The following is a 20,785-nucleotide window of genomic DNA, read 5'->3' on the forward strand; positions in this document are numbered from 1 at the left end:
GTGACCGTCCCCTTCGAAGCGTCCGCTGGCGACGGGTCGCCCGGGGCGCGGGCGCGGGCCGGGCGCGGTCAGGTGAGCGTCGACTGGGACCCGGTGCCCGGCGCCGTGGGCTACCTGGTGCACCGCGCCGACGGCGACGGCCCGTACCGGGTGGTCGACCACCGCGGCGGTGACCTGCTGGCGGTGCCCGGCCCGCCGTACGCGGACACCTCCGTCGAGCCCGGGCGGAGCGTGCGGTACGCGGTGCGCCCGGTGTTCGACGCGGACCGGTCCGGCGAGGCGCCCCTCGGACCGCCGTCCGCGCCGGTCGCCGCGCGGGCCGACGGCGACGGCCTGGTCGAGGTGAGCGTCGACGCCGGTGGCCCGCTCGGGCCGGTGCACCGCCCGTGGCGGGACATGATCGGCTCCGAGCACCTGAGCCTGCTGCTCAGCACCGACCGGGTCGGCGGCGAGGAGATGGGCGCGGGGCTCGCCGCCGCGCTCGGGCGGGTGCACCGCGAGCTGGGGGTCCAGCGGGTCCGGGCGCACGGCATCCTCGGCGACGACCTCGGCGTCTACCGCGAGGTCGACGGCCGCCCGGTGCACGACTTCACCGGCATCGACGCGGTGCTGGACGCGCTGGCCCCGACCGGGCTGCGGCCGGTGCTGGAGCTGTCGTTCACGCCTCGGGCGCTGGCCCGTGACCCGTCCCGGGTGGTCACCGCCGCGGGCGTGTCCAGCCCGCCGCGGGACTGGGACCGCTGGGCGGCGCTGGTCGGTGACCTGATCCGGCACCTGCGCGCCCGTGTCGGCGACGCCGAGCTGCGCCGCTGGGCGGTCGAGGTGTGGAACGAGCCCGACCTGGACTGCTTCTGGACCGGCAGCCGGGAGGACTACCTGCGGATGTACGACGTCACCGCCCGCGCCGTGCGGGAGGCCTGCCCCGGCCTGCCGGTCGGCGGGCCGGCGACCGCCGCGACGAAGTGGATCGAGCCGTTCCTGGACCACCTCGACGGCTCCGGCGCCGCGCTGGACTTCCTGTCCACCCACGTCTACGGCAGCCCGCCGCTGGACCTGCGCCCGGCGCTGGCCCGGCACGGCCGGGCGGGCACGCCGCTGCGCTGGACCGAGTGGGGCCCCTCCCCCACCCACTTCGCACCGGTCAACGATTCGGTCCTCTCGGCGGCCTTCGTGGCGACCGGGATGCAGGAGGCGGCCGGCCGGGTGGCGTCGCTCGCCTGCTGGGTGGCCAGCGACCACTTCGAGGAACTGGGCCGGCCGCCCGCGCTGCTGCACGGCGGGTTCGGGCTGCTCTCGGTGGGTGGCCTGGCCAAGCCCCGGTTCTGGGCGCTGTGGATGCTGGAGCGGCTCGCCGCGGTGCAGCTCGCCGCCCGGCTCACCGGTGACGGCGCGGGCGCCCTGGTCCGGGCGTGGCCGTCGCTGGACCCGGACACCGGCCGGGTCGCCGTCGTGCTCTGGAACGGCACCCTGGACCAGGGCGTGCTCGACCGGTCCGACCAGCGCGCCCGGCTGGCGCGGGCGGTGCGGTTGCGCATTGACGGGCTGCCGCACGGCGCGTACGAGGTGCGGCACCGGCGGCTGGACGAGCAGACGTCGAACCTCGCCGCCACCGCGCGTCGGCTCGGCGTCGACGGGTGGCCGACCGGCGAGCAGTGGGCCGCGCTGCGGGCCGCCGACCGTCTCGCCGACGCGACCCCACCGGTGACCCTCGCGCCGGATCGCGGCACCGTCGGGCTGTCGGTGACCCTGCCCATGCCGTCGATGTCCCTGCTGGAGCTGACCCCGCGATGAGCAGGACCGACACTGGGCCGTGGTGGCGCGAAGCCGTCACCTACGAGGTCTATCTGCGCTCGTTCGCCGACGCCGACGGCGACGGCCTCGGCGACCTGGCCGGCGCGCGGTCCCGGCTGCCCTACCTGGCCGTCCTGGGCGTCGACGCGGTCTGGCTGACCCCGTTCTACCCGAGCCCGGACCATGACGGCGGCTACGACGTGTCCGACCACCGCGCCGTCGACCCCCGCATGGGTACGCTCGCCGAGCTGGACGGGCTCGTCGCCGACGCCCACCGGCTCGGCCTGCGGGTGGTGGTCGACCTGGTCCTCAACCATGTCTCCAGCGCCCATCCGTGGTTCACCGCGGCCCGCGCGGCCGGCCCCGGCGCGCCGGAGCGGGACCGGTTCCACGTCCGGCGCGGCCGGGGCGTCGCCGGGGAGCTGCCGCCGAACGGCTGGCGGTCCATCTTCGGCGGACCGGCGTGGGCGCCGTTCGGCGACGGCGAGTGGTACCTGCACCTGTTCGACATCGAGCAGCCCGACCTGCGGCACGAGCATCCTGAGGTGGCCGCGGACGCGGCGGCGACGCTGCGGTTCTGGCTGGACCGTGGCGTCGACGGGGTGCGCTTCGACGCCGCGGGCTCGCTCGTCAAGGACCCGGCCTATCCGGAGCTGCCCGCCGGCTGGCAGGCCGGTGACCCGTCGCCGTACAGCGACCGCGACGAGGTGCACGAGATCTACCGCCGGTGGGCGCGGCAGCTCGCCGCGTATCCGGGTGACCGGCTCGGCGTGGCCGAGACCTGGGGCGGGCCGGAGGTGATCGGGCCGTACCTGCGCCCGGACGAGTTGGGGCAGGCCTTCGCCATGGACCCGCTCTACTGGCCGCTGCGGCCGGAGCCCTGGCGGGCGGGGGTGGACGCGCTGCTCGCGGCCACCACCCGGCACGGCCGGCTGCCCGCCTGGGTGCACGGCAGCCACGACGTGAGCCGGGCGGCGCAGCGGTGGGGCCCCGACGGCGCCCGGGCCATGCTGCTGGTGATGCTGGCGCTGCCGGGCGCCGTGTACCTCTACGCCGGTGACGAGCTGGGCCTGCCCGAGGTGGCGCTGGCCGACGACGAGATCCGCGATCCGGTGTTCCGCCGCTCCGGCGGCGAGGAGCGGGGCCGCGACGGCGCCCGGGTGCCGCTGCCGTGGATTGACAGCCCCGCGCCGTACGGCTTCGGGCCGGACGGGTCGACGCCGTGGCTGCCGCAGCCGGCCGGCTGGGGTCGCTTCTCGGTGGCCCGGCAGACCGACGATCCGACGTCGGCGCTGGCGCTGACCCGGGCGGCGGTGCGGCTGCGCGGGCGCTGCTGGCGGGGCCGCCCGGCGGAGGTGGCGTGGCTGGACAGCCCGCCGGACTGTCTGGCGTTCCGGCGGGGCGCCGACGGCCCCACCTGCCTGGTCAACCTGGGTGACGCGGCGATCGACACGCGACCGTACGGGTCGGTGCTGCTCGCCAGCGCGCCGGTCGACGGCCCGACGCTGCCCGCCCGGTCGGCCGCCTGGCTCACCTGACCGTTCCCGCACAAGTGCCCGAACTGCGGACCAGGATGCGGCCGACCTCAACCGGACGTCGGGTCCGCCGCCGGTGGCGGCGGACCCGACGTTGCTACGAGCGGGCGGCCTTGGCGGCGAAGGGGTTGGGGATCGAGTCGAGCAGCAGCCGGGTGTAGTCGTCGCGGGCCGCGCCGATCACCTCCCGGGTCGGGCCGCGCTCCACCAGCACCCCCTGGTTGAGCACCAGCACCTCGTCGGCGAGCAGGCGGGCGCTGAGCAGGTCGTGGGTGATGTAGAGCATCGCGAGCCGCCGGTTGCGGACCAGCTCGCCGAGCAGCTCCAGGATCTCGGCGCGGATCGAGACGTCCAGCATGGAGATCGGCTCGTCGGCGATGAGCACCCGCGGGTCGGGGGCGAGCGCGCGGGCGGTCACCACCCGCTGGCGCTGCCCGCCGGAGAGCTGGTGCGGCAGCTTGTCGAGGAACTGTCCGGCTGGGGAGAGTCCGACGCTCTCCAGCAGTTGCGCCGCGCGTTCCCGGATAGCGGCGCCGCGCAGCCCGGCGAAGTTGACCAGCGGGCGGGACAGGGCGTACGCCACCGTCCGGGTCGGGTTCAACGCGCTGAACGGGTCCTGGAAGACCATCTGCACGTGCCGGCGGTAGTCGGTCAGCCCCCGTCCGCGCAGCCGGTCCACCCGGATCTCCGCGCCCCGTACCCCGCTGAAGCGCACCTCGCCGGTGGTGGGACGTTCGACGCCGGTGATCAGGCGGGCGATCGTGGACTTGCCGCTGCCGCTCTGCCCGACCAGGGCGGTGACCCGGCCGGGGTGCAGCGTGAACGACACGTCACGCACCGCCTCGACGGTGCTGGTGCGCAGCCCACGCCGGCTGGTGTAGCGCTTGGTGACCCGGTCGACGGACAGGACGGCCTCGGCCGCCGCGTCGGTGGTGTCGCTCGGGTCGGTGAGGGCGCCGGTGGCCGGGAAGTGGCTGCCGATCGTGGCGGCGGCGTCCGCCGCGCCGAGCCGCACCACGGGCAGCCGGTTCTCCTGGGCCACCAGGCAGCGGACCAGCCCGCCGTGGTCGGGCAGCAATTCGGGATGGACCTGGCGGCAGGCGTCCTCGGCGTGCGGGCACCGTGGGGTGAACAGGCAGCCGGCCTGCGGGCGGGACAGGTCCGGTGGCCGGCCCGGGATGTAGGTGACCTGCACGTCGGGCAGGCGCGGGTCGGCGTACGAGCCGAGCAGGCCCCGGGTGTACGGGTGCCGTGGCTCGCGCAGCATGCCGGCCGCCGCGCGGTTCTCGACGATCTCGCCGCCGTACATCACCATCACCCGGTCGGCCATCTCCAGCACCGTGCCGAGGTCGTGGCTGATGAACAGCACGGCGAAGCCCAACTCGCGGCGCAGTTCGGCCAGCCGGGTGAGGATGCTGCGCTGCACGACCACGTCGAGCCCGGTGGTCGGCTCGTCGAGCAGCACCAGCTTGGGGCGCAGGGCCAGCGCCAGGGCCAGCGCCACCCGCTGCTTCATGCCGCCGGAGAGTTCGTGCGGGTACGCCTTGAGCACCCGGGAATCCAGCGAGACCAGGTCGAGCAGCTCGGTGGCCCGGGCGGTGACGTCACCGGGAATCTTGTGCGCGGCGAAGGTGTCGGCGAACTGCGCCTGCACCCGGATCACCGGGTTGAGCGAGTTCATGCTGCTCTGGAAGACCGTTGACAGGTTCGTCCAGCGCAGCTCGCGCAACTGGTCCTCGGTGGCGGCGGTCAGCTCGACGCCGTCGAAGGTGACCCGCCCGCCGCTGATCCGCGCCGGTGGGGAGAGCAGCCGCAGGACGGCGTTGCCCAGCGTCGACTTGCCGCAGCCGGACTCCCCCAGCAACCCGACGAACTCGCCCTCGTCGATGCTGAAGGAGACGTCGTGCACGGCACGGTTGGCCGGCTGGTCGCGCGGGGTGTAGGTGACGGAGAGGTTCTGCACCTCGAGCAGGGCCATGTCAATCCTCCCGGAGGTGCGGGTTGCTCAGCGCGTCGATACCGAAGTTGATCAGGGTGAACGAGGTGATCAGCAGCGACAGCGCGAGGCCGGGGGCGATCAGCCAGGCCCACTGGCCGGTGAGCAGGGCGCCGCCGAGGCTGGCCTGGTTGAGCATGGTGCCCCAGCTGACCGTCTGCGGATCGCCGAGCCCCAGGAAGGCCAGGCCGGCCTCGCCGCCGATCGCGCCGAGCGCCGCGCCCATGAAGCCGACCACGATCAGCGAGGTCATGTTGGGCACGATCTCGCGGGCGATGATCCGGGCGGTGCCGTCGCCGGCGAACCGGGCCGCGGTGATGTAGTCGCGGGTGCGCAGGGTGATGATCTGCGAGCGCTTGATCCGGGCGCCGTACGCCCAGCCGGTCACGCTGATCACGAAGATGATCAGCCACAGACCACGGACCGGCGCGTACGCGGCCAGCGTCACCATCAGCGGCAGCGCCGGCACCACCAGGCCGAGGTTGATCAGGAAGGAGAGCACCTCGTCGACCCAGCCCTGCAGATACCCGGCGGTCAGCCCGATGACCAGCGCGATCAGCGTGGAGAGCAGCCCGGCGGCGAGTCCGACGATCAGCGAGGTGCGGGCGCCGACGACGAGTTGGGAGAAGACGTCCTCGCCCTGCGCCGTGGTGCCGAGCCAGTGGCTGCCGGTCGGGCCGAGTGAGGTGGGGAAGTCGTCGTCGCGCGGGCCGTACGGCGCGATCAGCGGGGCGAAGATCGCGACCAGGATGAAGGCGGCGAGCAGCAGCAGGCCGGCGCGGCACTTCCGGTTGCGCCACAGGATGACGAACCAGCCGGGCAGCCGGCTGCGCCGGGCCAGCTCGGTGGCGGTGGTCTGCAGGCCCTCGGTGTCCCGGCCCGGGGCCGGTACGGCCGGAGCGGGTGTGCTCATGACAGCTCCCTGGTCCGCGCGGTCATGCCGTCTCCGCCTTTCGCACCCGGGGGTCGAGGAACCCGTAGAGGAGGTCGGCGAGGAAGTTGGCCACCAGCACGCCGACGGTGGTGAACAGGAAGATCGCCTGCATCAGCGGGTAGTCCCGGCTGGACACGGATTCCAGCAGCAGGCGGCCCATGCCCGGGTAGTTGAAGACCGTCTCGACGAGGACCGTGCCGCCCAGGACGCTGCCCAGCGCGATGGCGAAGCCGGTGACGTTGGGCAGGATCGCGATCCGGGCGCCGTAGGTGAGGGCGATGCGCCGCCGGGGAAGGCCGCGGGCGACGGCGAGACGGGCGTGGTCCTCGCCGAGGCTCTGCACCATGTTGTTGCGCATGCCGATGATCCAGCCGATCGGGCCGGTGATCAGCAGCGCGACGGCGGGCAGCACGCTGTGCTGGAAGGCGTCGGAGATGAAGATCCAGCTCCAGCCGGGACTGCTGCCGCCGCCGTAGCCGCCCCGCTCGGGAAACCAGCGCAGGGTGATCGCGAAGACGTAGATGAGCAGCAGGGCGAGCCAGAAGAACGGCAGCGTGCCGATGAACGTCGAACCGAGGGTGATGACCGAGTCGACCCGGCTGTTGCGACGGTACGCGGCCCAGGTGCCCAGCAGCGTGCCGACGATGAAGGAGATGATCTGGGTGACCCCGACCAGGATCACCGTCCACGGCAGGGCCTGGCCGATCATGTGGGTGACGCTGTAGGGGAAGTAGGTGTAGGACACCCCGAAGTCGCCGTGCAGCACCGCGCCGAGGTACTGCAGGTACTGCTCGAAGAGGTTGCCGTCGGGGGCGCCGAGCATGATCCGGACGGCCTGCACCTGGGCGGGGTCGACGCTCTCGCTCTGCCCCGCGAGCCGGGAGACGATGGCCTCGGCCGGGTCGCCGGGTTGCAGCCGCGGGATCAGGAAGTTCAGCGTGACGGCGGCCCACAGGGTGCCGAGGAAGAAGACGAAGCGTCGGGCGAAGTAGGCCACCGGGACCCTCCCTTCCGGGGGACGGGCCGGCCGGCGTGCGGGGTGCGCGCCGGCCGGCCATCGGCTTACTTGGCGTTGGTTCCGGCGGGCCGCAGGTTGGTGATGATGAGCAGGTTGTCGCTGGGCGCGGCGTAGGGGTTCTCCTCGCTGGGCCAGCCGGTGGCCTTCGCGGTGCGGTACTGGAACCACTTGGCGCCGTACCAGAGCGGGATCATCGGGACCTGCTCGGTCATGACCCGGGTCAGGTCGGCGACGGCGGCCTTCTGGCCCGCCTCGTCGGTGGCGGTGCGCAGGGTGTCGATCAACTGGTCGGTGCGCGGATCGTTCCAGCGGACGAAGTTGCTGACCGCCTTCTTGCCGATCGGCGCGGACTGGTCGCTGGCCAGCGGCTCCTGGAAGTTGCGGAACATGTTGCAGCTTCCACCGTGCACACCGAGCAGCATGTCGTAGTTGCCGATCGCCCGGTCGTTCTCGTACGCCTCGGGGGTGGGCGTCTCGGCCCGGACGGTGAACCCGAGCGCGTTCAGGTTCGCCACGATGATGCGCTGCGCCTGCACCCAGTCGGTCCAGGCGCCGGGGACCCGGAAGCTGAAGGCGATGGGCTTGCCGTCCTTGCCGACCCGCTTGCCGGCGCCGTTCTTCGGGTAGCCGGCGGCGGTCAGCTCGGCGTCGGCCCGGGCCGCGTCGTAGCCGGCCACGCCCTGGTTGGGGATGTCCTTGGGCAGCCACTCGGCCTGCCCGGGGACCACCAGGCCGGTCTGGCTGGCCGGCTTGACGTAGCCGAGCTGCGCCTTGTCGACGATCTCCTGGCGGTTGAACGCGGGCACCAGGGCCTTGCGGAAGGCGGTGTCGTTGAACGGCGCCTTGGTCAGGTTCATGTAGACGCTGATCGAGCCGCCGGAGGGGAACCAGTACTTGTTGTGCTCGGGGTCCCGGTCGACGTACGCCTTCTTGATGTCCGGCACGAACATCGCGTTGGTGTCGTACTCGCCGCGGCTGAGCTTGAGCTGGTCGATCTGCCCGCCACCGTCGGCCTTGTGGAACCGCAGCTCGTCGACCTTGACCTTGTCGGCCTGCCAGTAGTCGGCGTTGCGGCCGAGCGTGAGCTGCTGGGGGTTGAAGGCCTTGACGGTGAAGGGTCCCGTGCCGACCGGCTTCTCCGCGTTGGGGAAGGTCACCGGGTCACCCACGGTGGACCAGACGTGCTTGGGCACGATCTTGATCTCGCTGAACAGCGTGAACGCCGCCGCGCCGGGCTGGGCGAACCGCATCGTGACGGTCTGCGGGTCGGTCGCCTCGACCGCGCCCAGGTACCGCCAGATGCCCTTGGTGTCGAGCGCCTTGTGCTGCTTGAGCATGTCGTAGGTGAAGGCGACGTCGTCGGCCGAGAACGGCTTGCCGTCGTTCCACTTCACGCCCCGGCGCAGCTTCCAGACCAGCGTCTTCGGGTCGGTCCAGGTCCATTCGGTGGCGAGCCAGGGCTTGGCCTGGCAGCCGTAGTTGTCGTAGGTGATCAACTGCTCGAAGACGTACTCGGTGGCGCCGAGCCGGCTGGCGTCCAGGTACGGGTTGTAGTTGGCCTGCGGGTTGCTGCCGCCGCCGAAGTCGCCGTAGTCGAGGTAGGCGATCCGGCCGTCGGTGCCGGGGCCGGACTTCTGCTCCGTACCGGTGCACCCGGCGGTCGCCAGGGCGACGGCCGCGGCGACCGCGGCGATCCGGGCCAGTCTCGATCGTTTCACTTGCCGGTACCTCCAGTGGGGGGTTCCGCCGGGCAGCCGCAGCTGCGACGCACGACGAACTCGGTGGGGAGGACGATGCTCTCGGGCGCCGCGGCGTGGGGGTCGCCGGCGGCGGTGAGGATCTGCCGGGCGGCCTCGGCGGCCAGGTCCCGGATCGGTTGCCGCACGGTGGTCAGCGACGGGGAGACGAGCGCGGCCATGGGCGCGTCGTCGAAACCGGTGATGACGAGGTCCTCGGGCACGCGCAGCCCCCGGCCGAGGGCCCCGACGAGGACGCCGATGGCGATCTCGTCGTTGGCGCAGACCACCGCCTGCGGCGCCGCGCCGTCGACGAGCAGCCGTTCGGCGGCCAGGACGCCGTCGGGCTGCTGCATGGCGACCCGGACCGGCTCGGCCGGCGGGGTGCGGCCCAGTTCCTGGTATGCCGCCCGGAAGCCGGCCCACCGCTCGCTCACGTCGGGCGAGCCGTCCGGGTTGCCGACGAAGCCCAGCTCGCGCAGGCCGTGGTCGACCAGCAGGTGTCGGGTCAGCCGGGTCATGGCCGGGGCGTTGTCGACGCTGACCGAGGAGACCGCGTCGGGGCCCCGGCCGGCCAGGACGACGACCGGCACCGTCGCGGCGAGCCGGAGCAGCGCCGGGTCGGAGATGGTGCCGCCGATGACGGCGATGCCGTCGACCCGGCGGGCCATCTCCAGCACCTGGTCGTCGGAGTCCTCGCGCAGGTGCGTGCAGAGGATGTGCACGCTGGCCCGGGCCGGGACGGCCTCCGACTCGAAGCCCTGGATCAGTTCGGTGAAGTACGGGCCGGACAGGCCGGGGAAGACCAGGCCGAGCGCGCCGTGCCGGCCCGCCGCGAGCGCCCGACCGAGGTGGTCCGGCCGGTAGCCGTGCTCCTCGATGGCCGCCAGGACGCGGCGGCGCATCTCCTCCGACACCTGACCGGTGCCGTTGGAGACCCGGGACACCGTGGCGACCGAGACTCCGGCGAGCCGGGCGATCTCCCGAACCGTGACCCGACTGTTGCCCATGGCTTCCTCTATCCGTAACGTGCGTGACGGTAACCGGTTTCAGGCACCATAAGCAGGCACCCGCCAGATCACAAGTGGGACCGCCTGAAGATCCGCCGAGAGGAAGAGTCACCCCGCATGTCGCGCGTTCTTCTCCAGGACCGCAGGATCGTCGTCGACGGTCGCCCCCGCCTGCTGCTCGCCGGGGAGGTGCACTACTTCCGGCTGCCCCGGGCCGAGTGGGCGGACCGCCTCGACCGGCTGCGGGAGTGCGGAGGCGACACCGTGGCGACCTACGTGCCCTGGCTCTGGCACGAGCTGCCCGACCGCAGCGTGGACCTGACCGGTCGTACCCACGAGCAGCGCGACCTCGCCGGCTTCCTGGACCTCGCCCACGACAAGGGCCTGTACGCGCTGGTCCGGCCCGGCCCGTTCATCATGGCCGAGATCAAGAACGAGGGCATCCCCTACCGGTTGTACGACGAGCACCCGCACCTGCTGCCGACCACCTGGGACGGCCGAACCGTCGAGACCCGGACCATCGACTACCTGGCCCCGGAGTTCCTGGCCGCGGCCGAGGACTGGTACGCCCAGGTGATGCCGGTGATCGCCGAGCGACTCGCCGACCGCGGCGGACCGGTGATCGGCGTCCAACTCGACAACGAGATCGGAATGCTGTCCTGGGTGACCAACTCCCCCGACCTCACCGACGTCGTCTGCGAGGACCTGCGGCGCTGGGCCGTCGACCGGTACGGCAAGGACGCCGCGGCCGCGCGCATCGGCGCCGACCCGGGTGACCCCGACGCCTGGGCGGCGGCGCTGCGCACCCCGGCCGAGGCGCGGTCGCTGACGGTCCACGACGATCTGGGCCGCTACATGCGCGACCGGTACCGGCGGTACGTGCTCGCGCTGCGCGAGTCCGCCGAACGGCACGGGGTCACCGGAGTGCCGTTCCTGATCAACGTGCACGGCACCGGGGGCGGGCGGGGCCGGACCTTCCCGATCGGCATCAGCCAGCTCTTCGAGTCCTACCGGGGTCAGCCGCAGCTCACCTCCGGCTCGGACTACTACCTCGGCGACCTCACCGTCACCAACGTCGCCGACCTGTACGTCAGCAACGCCTTCCTGGCCGCCGTGCACGACGCCGACCAGCCGCCGATGTCGCTGGAGTTCGAGGCCGGCAACGGCGACTACGGCCAGGACCTGTCCACGCTCTACCCGCCGGAGGCGATCGAGCTGAAGACCCGGCTCTGCGTGGCGCAGGGCAACCGGCTGCTCAACCTCTACCTCTTCGCGGGCGGATACAACCCGCCGCTGGCCGAGCCGGTGGGCGACGGCAACGACCGGATCGCGTTCACCGGCGAGCGGCACGGATTCGCCGCGCCCGTCGACCCGGAGGGGCGGCTCAACCCGACCTACGCCGCCGCCCGACGCGCCCTGCACGCCGTGCGCGGGGTCGCCGACCTGCTCGCCGATTCCGACGAGGAGAACGACGGCCTGGCGCTCGGCTTCGTGCCCGACCACTACCTGACCGAATACCACCACCCCGCCTCGGCGTCGCGGGCCACGCAGGTCGCCGACCTGGAACGGTTCCGCGGCATGGGTCCGCGCGACGTGCTCGCCCGGGCGCTGCTGCTCGCCGGCCACTCGTTCCCGGCCGTCGACCTGCAGTCGCCGCTGCCGGCGAACACGCCGCCGGTCATCGCGTTGGCCAGCGCCACCACGCTCGGGCGGGAGGTGCAGCAGCGGCTGGTCGAGCACCTGCACGGCGGCGGTCGGCTACTGCTGCACGGCGTCCTGCCGGAGCGGGACCACGACGGCACCCGGTGCACGCTGCTCGCCGACGCGCTCGGGCTGACCGTCACCGGCCGCGTCCACGACGGGCCGCAGTCGTTCCCGTCGGTGCTCGGGCAGCGCTGGGCGGCAGGCCGGGCCGAGGCCCGGGTCGGCTACGCACAGCGGTTGGCTGGCGCCGCCGCCGAGCCCGTGCTCCTCGAGGTCGGCTCCGGCGAGCCGTGCGCGGTGGAGGTCGCCGTCGGCGCCGGACGAGCGCTGGTGATCGCCGCCGACGTGCCCTGCGACCTGGACTTCTGGCGCGCCGCGGTGGCGCGGCTCGGAGTGCGTCCGCGGCTCGCCACGGACGCCGACGGGCCCGGTCTCGTGCTCACCTCCACCGTGGACCCAGCCGGTCAGCGGCTGCTGCACCTGGTCAACGTGGCACCGTCCGCGGTGACAGTCACGCTCGGCTGGCAGGGCGTCCCGGTGCTGGCCGGCCGGCGGCTGCGAGTGCCCGCCCGCACCGGGCTGATCCTGCCGTACGGGATCCGGGTCGGCGCCGCCACGCTGGTGGAGACCACCTGCGAACTGGTGTCCCGCGACGGGAACACCGTGCTGCTGCGCCCCACCCAGGGCGACGACGAGGTGGTGCTGGCCACCGACCGGCCGGTCACCGCGAGCCGCGGCAGCGTGCACGGCGCGCAGGGGCGGGTGACCGTGCGGATTCCCGGCAGGCCCGACGACGAGCCGGTACGGATCAGCGTGGCCTGAGGGTGGGCCCCGGAGCGCGACACACGACCCCGCGCACCGGTCATCGGGCGGGCTCGAAGACGGCGCGTACGCAGCCGTCGAGCTTGTTCTTGAACATGTTGTATCCCTGTGGCGCCTCGTCGAGTGGCATGGTGTGCGTCGCGAGGTGTTCGGTGACCAGTTCGCCGCGTGCCATCCGTTCGAGCAACATCGGGATGTAGCGGTGCCCGTGCTGTTGGGCGCCGCGCAGGGTGAGGCCCTTGTTCATCAGCGCCCCGAGTGGGAACTTGTCGACAAGGTTCGCGTAGACGCCGAGCAGGAACACGCTCCCGCCCTTGCGGCAGTGGTAGATGGCCTCCCGGGCGGCGATGGGGCGGTCCGATTCCAGGCGCAGCTGCTGTTTGACCTGGTCGTACAGGTACTGCGGTCCGGTGCTGTGGGACTCCATCCCCACCGCCTCGATGCACACGTCGGGCCCGCGCCCGCCGCTGCGTTCCAGCAGTTCACCGCCGACGTCCTGGGTCTGGTAGTTGAGCGTCTCCACGCCCAGGTACTTCTCCGCCATCTGCAGCCGATTCACGAAACGGTCGATGATGATCACCCGCTCCGCGCCGAGCAGGACCGCCGCGCGTGCGGCCATCTGGCCCACCCCGCCCGCGCCCCACACCGCGACCACGTCACCGGCCTTGACGCCACCGAGGTCCGCGCCCATCCAGCCGGTTGGGGCGGCATCGGAGGCGAAGAGAGCACGCTCGTCGCTCACCCCGTCCGGGACGGCGAAGGCCCCCTGGTCGGCGTACGGGACGCGGATGTACTCGGCGTGGCTGCCCGCGAAGCCGCCGAGCGCGTGCGAGTAGCCGTAGCAGCCGCCGGGTGCGAAGCCCCAGACGTTCTCGGTGATCGCGGGGTTGGTGTTGCCGTTGTCGCACAAGGAGTACTGCTGCTGCTGGCAGTACCAGCAGCGGCCGCACGAGACGAACGAGCAGACCACCACCCGGTCGCCCACCTTGTGCTTACGCACCTGCGGGCCGACCTCGACCACCTCGCCCAGGAACTCGTGCCCGAGGACGTCCCCCCGTTCCATGAACGGGATGTACCCACCCAGCAGGTGCAGGTCGGAGCCGCACGTCACCGTCTTGCGCACGCGGATGATGGCGTCCTGCTCGTTGCGCATCGTCGGGTCCGGAACCTCGCCCACCGACAGTTCGTTGACGCCTTGCCACAACAGTGCCTTCACAGTCGCCCCTCCCGGCGACCCTGCCGCGTCGCCATCTGCAGCGGTTTGTTGACCGCCGTCGTCTGGGTGGTGGGTGGAGAATCGGGGTGCAGCACCTCGCCGGTCTCCAGCAACTGCTTCGCCTCGCGCAGTGCGGCCCGGATCGCCTGGTTGGGATCGCGACCCGCGAACCGCCTGGCTCCCGCGGTCACCGGCGACTGGGCACCGTCACGCAGCCGTACCGCCAGCTCGATGCCGCGGTCAGCCGCGGCGCGGCGGATCTGCACGTCCACGGCGTCACCGAGACCGGCCAGTGGCTCAGGAAGTGGCGAGTCCGGGGTCAGCTCGTCGCGTGTCGGGTTCACGGTCACCACGTGCCAGCGCGGTTCGCGCCGCATCAACGGGGCCCGCTGCCAGGGCCCTTTACGGCCCGACGGAAGCAGGAGCCTGCGGAGGGCCAACCCCCCGACCACGATGACCCCCGCCTTGACCAATGCCTTCATGTACGCCCCCGAGTCGACCCCACCCGTCGCCGCATCTGCCCGCCCGACGGCTCCGTCACGGACGAACCCTGCCATATCGACACATTGTCACGCTGGGGATTCCCACACGCCGCAAGGAGCGGTGGTACGTGCACGACGCCGCGGGCGACGGATGTCGCCGCCCGACGAACAGCCGAGCCACGAACAACGCGATCCACGACCGCGAGAAGATCCTCGCTGTCGCGGCGCATCGGTCACGGCTGTCTGGCAACCCGATATCCGCCGCCTGCCACCCGATCGGATGACACCCTGAACGGCGGGAAATGCGATCGCGACTCGAGGAGGAGCGGCATCCGGATCACGTTGGACGCCTCTGATGCGTGCCGCGTCGATCGTGGTGGCCGCGCTGGCGGCCGCCGTGGTCGTGGACTTGGTCACGGCCCACTCGGGGCCGTTGGCTACCCGCCGCGGCCCGCGTGAACCGGTTCCTCGCAGCCGAACCGATAGCGCGAATCATGAGGTGGCGGGCGAAGCGGATTGCAAGAATTCAACTGCCGGGCGGTCTTGGAGCCGCGGTAGGGCGAATCTTCACGCGGGGGTAGTAGATGAAGGCAGTCGTGTACGAGGGACCGAAGACGGTCAGCGTCAAGGAGGTGCCGGACGCGAGAATCGAGAGACCGACGGATGCCCTGGTCCGAATCACGACGACGAACATCTGCGGGTCCGACCTTCACATGTACGACGGACGCACGGACATGGAGCCCGGCCGGGTGCTCGGGCACGAGAACATGGGTGAGGTCATCGAGATCGGCGAAGGGGTCGATCTGGTCAAGGTCGGCGACATGGTGTGCATGCCGTTCAACGTCTCGTGCGGGTCCTGCGCCAACTGCAACCAGGGGCTGACCGCGTTCTGCCTGGTGGCCAACCCGGCGCCCGGCATGGCCGGCGCGGCCTACGGCTACGCGGACATGGGTCCTTACAGCGGCGGTCAGGCGGAGTTGCTGCGGGTGCCGTGGGCGGACTTCAACTGTCTGGTTCTCCCGCCGGACGCAGCGGACATGCAGCGTCAACGCGACTACGTGATGCTGTCGGACATCTTCCCGACCGGCTGGCACGCCACCGAGCTCGCCTGCGTGCGGCCCGGCGACAACGTGGCGGTCTACGGCGCCGGGCCGGTCGGCCTGCTCGCCGCCTACTCCTCGATCATCAAGGGTGCCAACAAGGTGATGGTGGTCGACCGCCATCCGGACCGGCTGCGCCTGGCGGAGCAGATCGGCGCGATCCCGATCGACGATTCGAAGGCATCACCGGTGGACCAGATCCTGGAGCAGACCGGCGGGATGGGCGCGGACCGCGGCTGCGAGGCCGTCGGTTACCAGGCGCACGAACCGCAGGGCCAGGAGAAGGCGGCACTGACGTTGAACAACCTCGTGCACTCCGTGCGGTTCGGCGGCACGATCGGCGTGGTCGGCGTATACGTCCCGCAGGACCCCGGGTCGCCGGATCCGCTGCAGAAACAGGGCAAGACGCCTTTCGACTACGGCATGTTCTGGTTCAAGGGACAGAGCATGGGCACCGGGCAGTGCAACGTGAAGGCCTACAACCGGCAGCTGATGAACCTCATCGAGTCACACAAGGCGGAGCCCTCGTTCCTGGTGTCCCACGAACTCACCTTGGACGAGGCGCCAACGGGGTACCAGAACTTCGATGCTCGCAACGACGGCTGGACCAAGGTCCTGCTGCACCCTGACGGTCGGCGCTAGTACGACAGCCGCCGCTCGCTGGTAGCGGGGTGGACGCGGGGCGGCAAAGGCGCGATCCTCGGTACGTTGTGGACATCGCCTCAATACGGGTTCTGGCCGGGGCGCTCGACGCGTTCGCGGACTGGTGGGAGCGGGTCGAGGCGCGCGGCGGCGTGCTCGACCTGCGCACCCTGAGGTACCGCCGGTGTGCTGCTGCACGCGCGACTCACCCGCCGGCCGGTCTACCTGGCCCACGTCACGTCGTACCTCTACCTCGCGGTGAACTGGCTGAACCACAGGAGCAATCCCGCCGAGTCCGGCCACTCGCCCCGACCGGGGTGGCGGGTACACCTCGGTGCCGACACCGAGAGGGAAGCACCATGACGGTTGAAGAGCTCACGACGGCGCCGATGGCGGCGATGGCGGCGATGGCGGCGAAGAGCCCCGGCTATCGGTGAGGAGCACCGATGACGCACAGTGAGCAGCACCGCCCGGAGATCGTCGTCGGACTGGTGGCGACCCCGCCGGACCACCCGGCCCGGGTGGCCGCGCGGCTCACCGCCGAGCTGGCCGGCCGGCTCGCCGAGCGGGTGGACTCGGACGTGCGGTGGACCGTCAGGGAGGGCTGGGGTGAGGTGGCGCCGCGCCGCGACGCGGGGGTGGAGGCGCTGCTCGACGATGCTGCCCAACGGCGCACCAACGACCGGTGGGACATCGCGATCTGCCTGACCGACCTGCCGCTGCACGCCGAGCGGGTGCCGCTGGTCGCGCAGACCTCCGCTCGGCGCCGGGTCGCGATGGTGTCCCTGCCCGCGCTGGGACTACCCCAGCTGCGAGCGGCCCGCGCGGCCCTTCCGGATCTGGTGAGCCGACTGCTCACCGACGCTTCCGACCAGCGGGTGCCGCCGGCCGGCTGGGCACCGGCCGAGATGGCAAGCCGGATTCCCGCCGTCCACCGGGTCGTCGGCGAGGCCGACACCGGGGAACTGGGCTTCGTCGCCTCGCGGCTCATCGGCCGGGGGCGGCTGTTGACCGGCATGGTCCGAGCCAACCGCCCGGGGCGCGCCCTGCTGGGCCTGTCCAAGCTGCTGGTCGGCGCGTTCGGCACGACCGCGTTCGCGCTCACCACGGACACCATCTGGCAAATGGGCAATGCCCTCGGAGGACTCCGGCTCGCCGTGATCATGCTACTTGGGCTGACCGCGTTGATCGCCTGGCTGATCATCGCGCATGACCTGTGGCAGAAACCAGACCGGGAGACACCCGCTGAGCTGGCCCGGCTGTTCAACCTGGGTACGATCCTCACCCTCACTCTGGCCACGGCCGTGTCCTACCTGGCGCTGTTCGCCGGAACGGCGCTCGTCGGGGCGCTGCTGATCGACACATCCGTGCTGGAACAGACCTTGCAGCGGCCGGTCGATTTCACCGACTACCTGACGCTCGCCTGGATCACCAGCTCGCTGGCCACCGTCGGCGGCGCGATCGGCTCCGGGCTGGAGAACGAGGAAACGGTGCGGGCGGCCGCCTACGGCTACCACCCCGAACCCGGCGGCTGGCGGGACGAGAGGGAAAGCGCAGCCCCACCGCAGGGGGATAAGTGAGCGCATGCCGCGACTCACGACCGAACCCCTGAGGGACTGGGTCACGCGACGCACGCCGATCGGCGTGACGATGCGGGCGTCGATGCTGACGGTGCCGGCCAGCCGTTCCCGTGGGAGTCGCAGGAGGACCTCGGTGAAGGCACTCACCTCGTGCGGGTGACTGCCCGCGGTAGTGCTGCGCGCCCGGTCCGTAGGCACCGCATCCCGTCCATTTCGCGCGGCAGCCCATGGGTGTCGTGCAGGTAGCGGTAGTTGTCCTCGGTGAGTCGCGGATCAGCGCTGTCAGGCGGGTCCGGCTGCGCGTGGATTGGAGCGGCGACGCGCCACCGATTGCTGCTCAACCGTCCTCGATCACGAAGACGGGCAGTCATCGGCACGGGCAGCCCGTCGGAACCGCCGGTCAGGGTTGGTACTGGCTGCGGGTGCGGGGCAGCCACTGCGGATGGTGGTCGCGCAGGTAGCTGATCAGTCCCTCGCGCAGGTCGCAGCGCAGATCCCAGGCGCTGGCACCATCCGCGGTCGATGCCTGCACCTGGATGACCACCGCCTGAGGGGGTGGAGTCAACCATCTGGAGCACCCACTGGCCGCGATCCCACAGCGGCGACGACTCAACCAGCCGGCGCGCCTCCCGACGCAGGTCGTCCAGGTCGGCGGTGTGGTCGACATGGATCTGAATCTTGCCGACCACCCGCGACTCGTTCCGGGTCCAGTTCTGAAACGGCCGCTCAGTGAAGTACGTGGTCGGCAGGATAAGCATCCGCTCGTCCCAGAGCCGGATCACCACGTTGGTCAGCTTCACCTCTTCGACTCGGCCCCATTCGCCGTCCACCACCAGCACGTCGCCGACGTGCAGCCCGTCGGCGAAGGCGACCTGGACGCCGGCGAACGCGTTGCCGAGCGCGGTTCGGGCGGACAGGCCGATCACTGCGCCGACCACCCCCGCCGAGGTCAGCACGGAGATGCCGAAGAGGCGTACCGGCCGGAAGGTGATCAGGATCAGGCCGATCGCATCAGAAGCCGCTCACCGTGATCCCGATGCCGCCTTCGCCCAGGTCCCTGCCCACTCCACGTGCCCAGGTTGCCATCCGGTCCGGTGGTTGGCGGCGAACATCGCCAAACGACCGCTGACCGGGCGCGCGTCAGCCGCCCGGCGGCGGCTTCACCGTTGCCGGCTTGGCGCCCTGCAAAATACCGAACAGCCAGAGCAGGGAGGCATAGGAGCAACGCTCCGACGACGAGGACGGCGAGCACGGTGGCGAGCGCGCTGGGACCGCCGGCCGCCTCGGCCACGGTGAGATCGGCTGGCAGCAGGATCGGGTACTAGGCCCCGCTCAGGAGCGGAGCACGACTGCGACCGCGAGCGCGGCGGTCACCCGCACCAGCCGGTAGCGGCCGTTGGTGATCAACACCAGGGAGACGATCCCGGCGACGAAGGAGAGCAGGACCAGGACACGCCGGCCGCGCCGGTCGGCGAAGAGGTCCGCGGCGGGGCTCAGGGCGGGCTGATCCACCCGGCCTGGAGCCCCATCGGTCAGGCTGTCGCCATCTGGCGGACGTGTTTACCCTCGGCGAACTCCTCGACCATCTTCGCGCAGAAGGCCGGGAGGTCGCTGGGGCTGCGGCTGGTGACCAGGCCGTTGTCGACCTGCACCTGTTGGTCCACCCAGTTCCCGCCGGCGTTGCGGATGTCGGTGCGCAGGCTGGGGAACGAGGTGACGGTCCGGCCGTTGACCATCCCAGTCTCGACCAACGACCAGGGGCCGTGGCAGATCGCTGCCACCGGCTTCTGTTGCTGGAAGAACGCCCGGACGAAGTCCATCGCCTGCTGGTTCATCCGGAGCCGGTCGGGGTTGACCGTTCCGCCCGGCAGCAGCAGGGCGTCGTAGTCGGCCGCATTGGCCTCGTTCACGGTCCGGTCCACCCGATAGTGGTTGGCCGGATTGATGTCCTGGTTCATGGACTGGATCTCGCCGGATTTCAACGAGATCAGGTGGACCTCGGCCCCCGCCTGTTCCGCGGCGGCCCGGGACTGGGTGTACTCCACGTCCTCCACCCCGTCGGCGGCGAGGCAAGCGACTCGCTTGCCGGTCAGCGGCTGCTGGCTCTGCGCCATTTCTGCGGCCTTCCCCTCGGGCGTCGCCCCGTCGGCGGCGCATCGTTCGCTCGCGGTCGCCTTCCCGGTGCGGGCACCGGGAAACAGGCCGGCGAACGCCGCTCGAGGGCGGACAGTCCGGCCACATGCCCGACGCACAACGAGGGCCGGCGCAGGAAAGGGTCGCGCTACGAGGTGTGCTGCCTATCGCGGCGGGTAACGCAGACAACCCACTGCTACCCAGGTTTCCGGAAGGATGACATGACCCTCGCTGCCAACGCGATCGATCTGCCGTCCGGCCAGACGATGCCCGTGCTCGGCCAGGGAACCTGGTACCTGGGCGAGCAACCCACGAGGCGGCAGGACGAGATGGCCGCCCTACGCGCCGGGCTCGACCTGGGCATGACCATGATCGACACTGCCGAGATGTACGGTGACGGCGCTTCCGAGGAACTCGTCGGCGAGGCGATCGTCGGACGACGCGGCGACGTCTTTCTGGTCGACAAGGTGCTGCCGTCCAACGCGAGCCGACGGGGAACCGTGCAGGCCTGCCGCCGCAGCCTGCAACGACTCGGCGTCGACCACATCGACCTCTACCTGTTGCACTGGCGCGGCACGCATCCACTCGCGGAGACGATCGAGGCGTTCGCCGAACTCGTCGACGCCGGTGACATCGGGCAGTGGGGCGTGAGCAACTTCGACCTTTCCGACATGACGGAGCTCTTCGAGGCGGGCGGGAACTCCTGCGCGACCAATCAGATCCTGTACAACCTCACCCGCCGCGGTCCCGAGTACGACCTGCTGCCGTGGCTACGGGAGCACCGAATCCCGGTGATGGCGTACTCGCCGATCGAGCAGGGCCGGCTGCTCGGCCACCCCCAGGTCGCGGAGGTCGCCGCCCGGCACGGGGCCACGGCCGCTCAGGTGGCGCTGGCCTGGCTGCTGCGGCAGGAGAGGGTTGCAGCCATCCCCCGGTCGTCCAAGCCCGAACACACCCGCGAGAACGCGGAAGCGCGCGGCCTGCATCTGACTGAGGAGGACCTGGCGGCACTGGACACGGCGTTCCCGCCGCCGGCCGGCCCGCAACCGCTGGAGATGTTGTAGCTAACCCACCTTCTCGGCGGAC

16 protein-coding genes are annotated in these 20,785 nt (G+C 71.5%); 6 read left to right on the plus strand and 10 right to left on the minus strand.

Annotated features, from left to right (window positions below; translation table 11 throughout):
* Positions 1 to 1,791, plus strand: coding sequence for a GH39 family glycosyl hydrolase (locus ACZ6PY_RS19555; RefSeq protein ID WP_466074062.1), 1,791 nt, complete (start codon positions 1 to 3; stop codon positions 1,789 to 1,791).
* Positions 1,788 to 3,329 (plus strand): alpha-amylase family glycosyl hydrolase, encoded by a 1,542-nt coding sequence (locus tag ACZ6PY_RS19560; protein ID WP_466074064.1) that lies wholly within the window; start codon positions 1,788 to 1,790, stop codon positions 3,327 to 3,329. The genes ACZ6PY_RS19555 and ACZ6PY_RS19560 overlap by 4 nt, the downstream gene beginning before the upstream one ends.
* Before the next feature lie 94 nt (positions 3,330 to 3,423).
* Here ACZ6PY_RS19560 and ACZ6PY_RS19565 read toward each other — a convergent pair whose 3' ends face one another.
* The 5 genes from ACZ6PY_RS19565 to ACZ6PY_RS19585 all read right to left on the minus strand — a co-directional run bounded on the left by ACZ6PY_RS19565 (position 3,424) and on the right by ACZ6PY_RS19585 (position 10,020).
* On the minus strand, positions 3,424 to 5,304 hold the full coding sequence (locus ACZ6PY_RS19565; protein WP_466074065.1) for an ABC transporter ATP-binding protein: 1,881 nt from the start codon (positions 5,302 to 5,304) through the stop codon (positions 3,424 to 3,426).
* A gap of 1 nt (position 5,305) precedes the next feature.
* Positions 5,306 to 6,235, minus strand: coding sequence for an ABC transporter permease (locus tag ACZ6PY_RS19570; protein ID WP_466074067.1), 930 nt, complete (start codon positions 6,233 to 6,235; stop codon positions 5,306 to 5,308).
* 22 nt (positions 6,236 to 6,257) lie between these two features.
* Entirely contained in the window at positions 6,258 to 7,253 is a 996-nt protein-coding gene (locus ACZ6PY_RS19575) for an ABC transporter permease (RefSeq protein ID WP_466074069.1), read from the minus strand.
* A gap of 65 nt (positions 7,254 to 7,318) precedes the next feature.
* On the minus strand, positions 7,319 to 8,992 hold the full coding sequence (locus tag ACZ6PY_RS19580) for an ABC transporter substrate-binding protein (protein WP_466074071.1): 1,674 nt from the start codon (positions 8,990 to 8,992) through the stop codon (positions 7,319 to 7,321).
* Complete coding sequence (locus ACZ6PY_RS19585) at positions 8,989 to 10,020, minus strand: LacI family DNA-binding transcriptional regulator (RefSeq protein ID WP_466074072.1); 1,032 nt, start codon at positions 10,018 to 10,020, stop codon at positions 8,989 to 8,991. The genes ACZ6PY_RS19580 and ACZ6PY_RS19585 overlap by 4 nt, the downstream gene beginning before the upstream one ends.
* A 117-nt stretch (positions 10,021 to 10,137) precedes the next feature.
* Here ACZ6PY_RS19585 and ACZ6PY_RS19590 point away from each other — a divergent pair, with 117 nt between their 5' ends.
* Complete coding sequence (locus tag ACZ6PY_RS19590) at positions 10,138 to 12,546, plus strand: beta-galactosidase (RefSeq protein ID WP_466074073.1); 2,409 nt, start codon at positions 10,138 to 10,140, stop codon at positions 12,544 to 12,546.
* 40 nt (positions 12,547 to 12,586) lie between these two features.
* Here ACZ6PY_RS19590 and ACZ6PY_RS19595 read toward each other — a convergent pair whose 3' ends face one another.
* Complete coding sequence (locus tag ACZ6PY_RS19595; protein WP_466074075.1) at positions 12,587 to 13,762, minus strand: zinc-dependent alcohol dehydrogenase; 1,176 nt, start codon at positions 13,760 to 13,762, stop codon at positions 12,587 to 12,589.
* Positions 13,759 to 14,106, minus strand: a complete 348-nt coding sequence (locus ACZ6PY_RS19600; protein ID WP_466074077.1) for a hypothetical protein — start codon at positions 14,104 to 14,106, stop codon at positions 13,759 to 13,761. Before ACZ6PY_RS19600 ends, ACZ6PY_RS19595 begins: the two co-directional genes overlap by 4 nt.
* Positions 14,107 to 14,828: 722 nt before the next feature.
* Here ACZ6PY_RS19600 and ACZ6PY_RS19605 point away from each other — a divergent pair.
* Positions 14,829 to 15,986 carry a glutathione-independent formaldehyde dehydrogenase gene (locus tag ACZ6PY_RS19605; RefSeq protein ID WP_466074079.1) on the plus strand — a complete coding sequence of 386 codons (1,158 nt, stop codon included), beginning with the start codon at positions 14,829 to 14,831 and terminating at the stop codon, positions 15,984 to 15,986.
* Between the two features lie 446 nt (positions 15,987 to 16,432).
* Entirely contained in the window at positions 16,433 to 17,566 is a 1,134-nt protein-coding gene (locus ACZ6PY_RS19610) for a hypothetical protein (protein WP_466074081.1), read from the plus strand.
* Positions 17,567 to 17,709: 143 nt separating this feature from the next.
* Here ACZ6PY_RS19610 and ACZ6PY_RS19615 read toward each other — a convergent pair whose 3' ends face one another.
* From ACZ6PY_RS19615 to ACZ6PY_RS19625, 3 genes are all read right to left on the minus strand, one after another.
* Positions 17,710 to 18,522, minus strand: coding sequence for a mechanosensitive ion channel family protein (locus ACZ6PY_RS19615; RefSeq protein ID WP_466074083.1), 813 nt, complete (start codon positions 18,520 to 18,522; stop codon positions 17,710 to 17,712).
* A gap of 376 nt (positions 18,523 to 18,898) precedes the next feature.
* Entirely contained in the window at positions 18,899 to 19,078 is a 180-nt protein-coding gene (locus tag ACZ6PY_RS19620) for a hypothetical protein (protein ID WP_466074085.1), read from the minus strand.
* Between the two features lie 20 nt (positions 19,079 to 19,098).
* A complete protein-coding gene (locus ACZ6PY_RS19625; protein WP_466074087.1) occupies positions 19,099 to 19,680 on the minus strand; it encodes a type 1 glutamine amidotransferase domain-containing protein in 582 nt (193 codons plus the stop codon).
* Positions 19,681 to 19,920: 240 nt separating this feature from the next.
* Here ACZ6PY_RS19625 and ACZ6PY_RS19630 point away from each other — a divergent pair, with 240 nt between their 5' ends.
* On the plus strand, positions 19,921 to 20,763 hold the full coding sequence (locus ACZ6PY_RS19630; RefSeq protein WP_466074089.1) for an aldo/keto reductase: 843 nt from the start codon (positions 19,921 to 19,923) through the stop codon (positions 20,761 to 20,763).
* Positions 20,764 to 20,785: the final 22 nt, after the last annotated feature.

The organism is Micromonospora sp. NPDC048907, assembly GCF_055586885.1.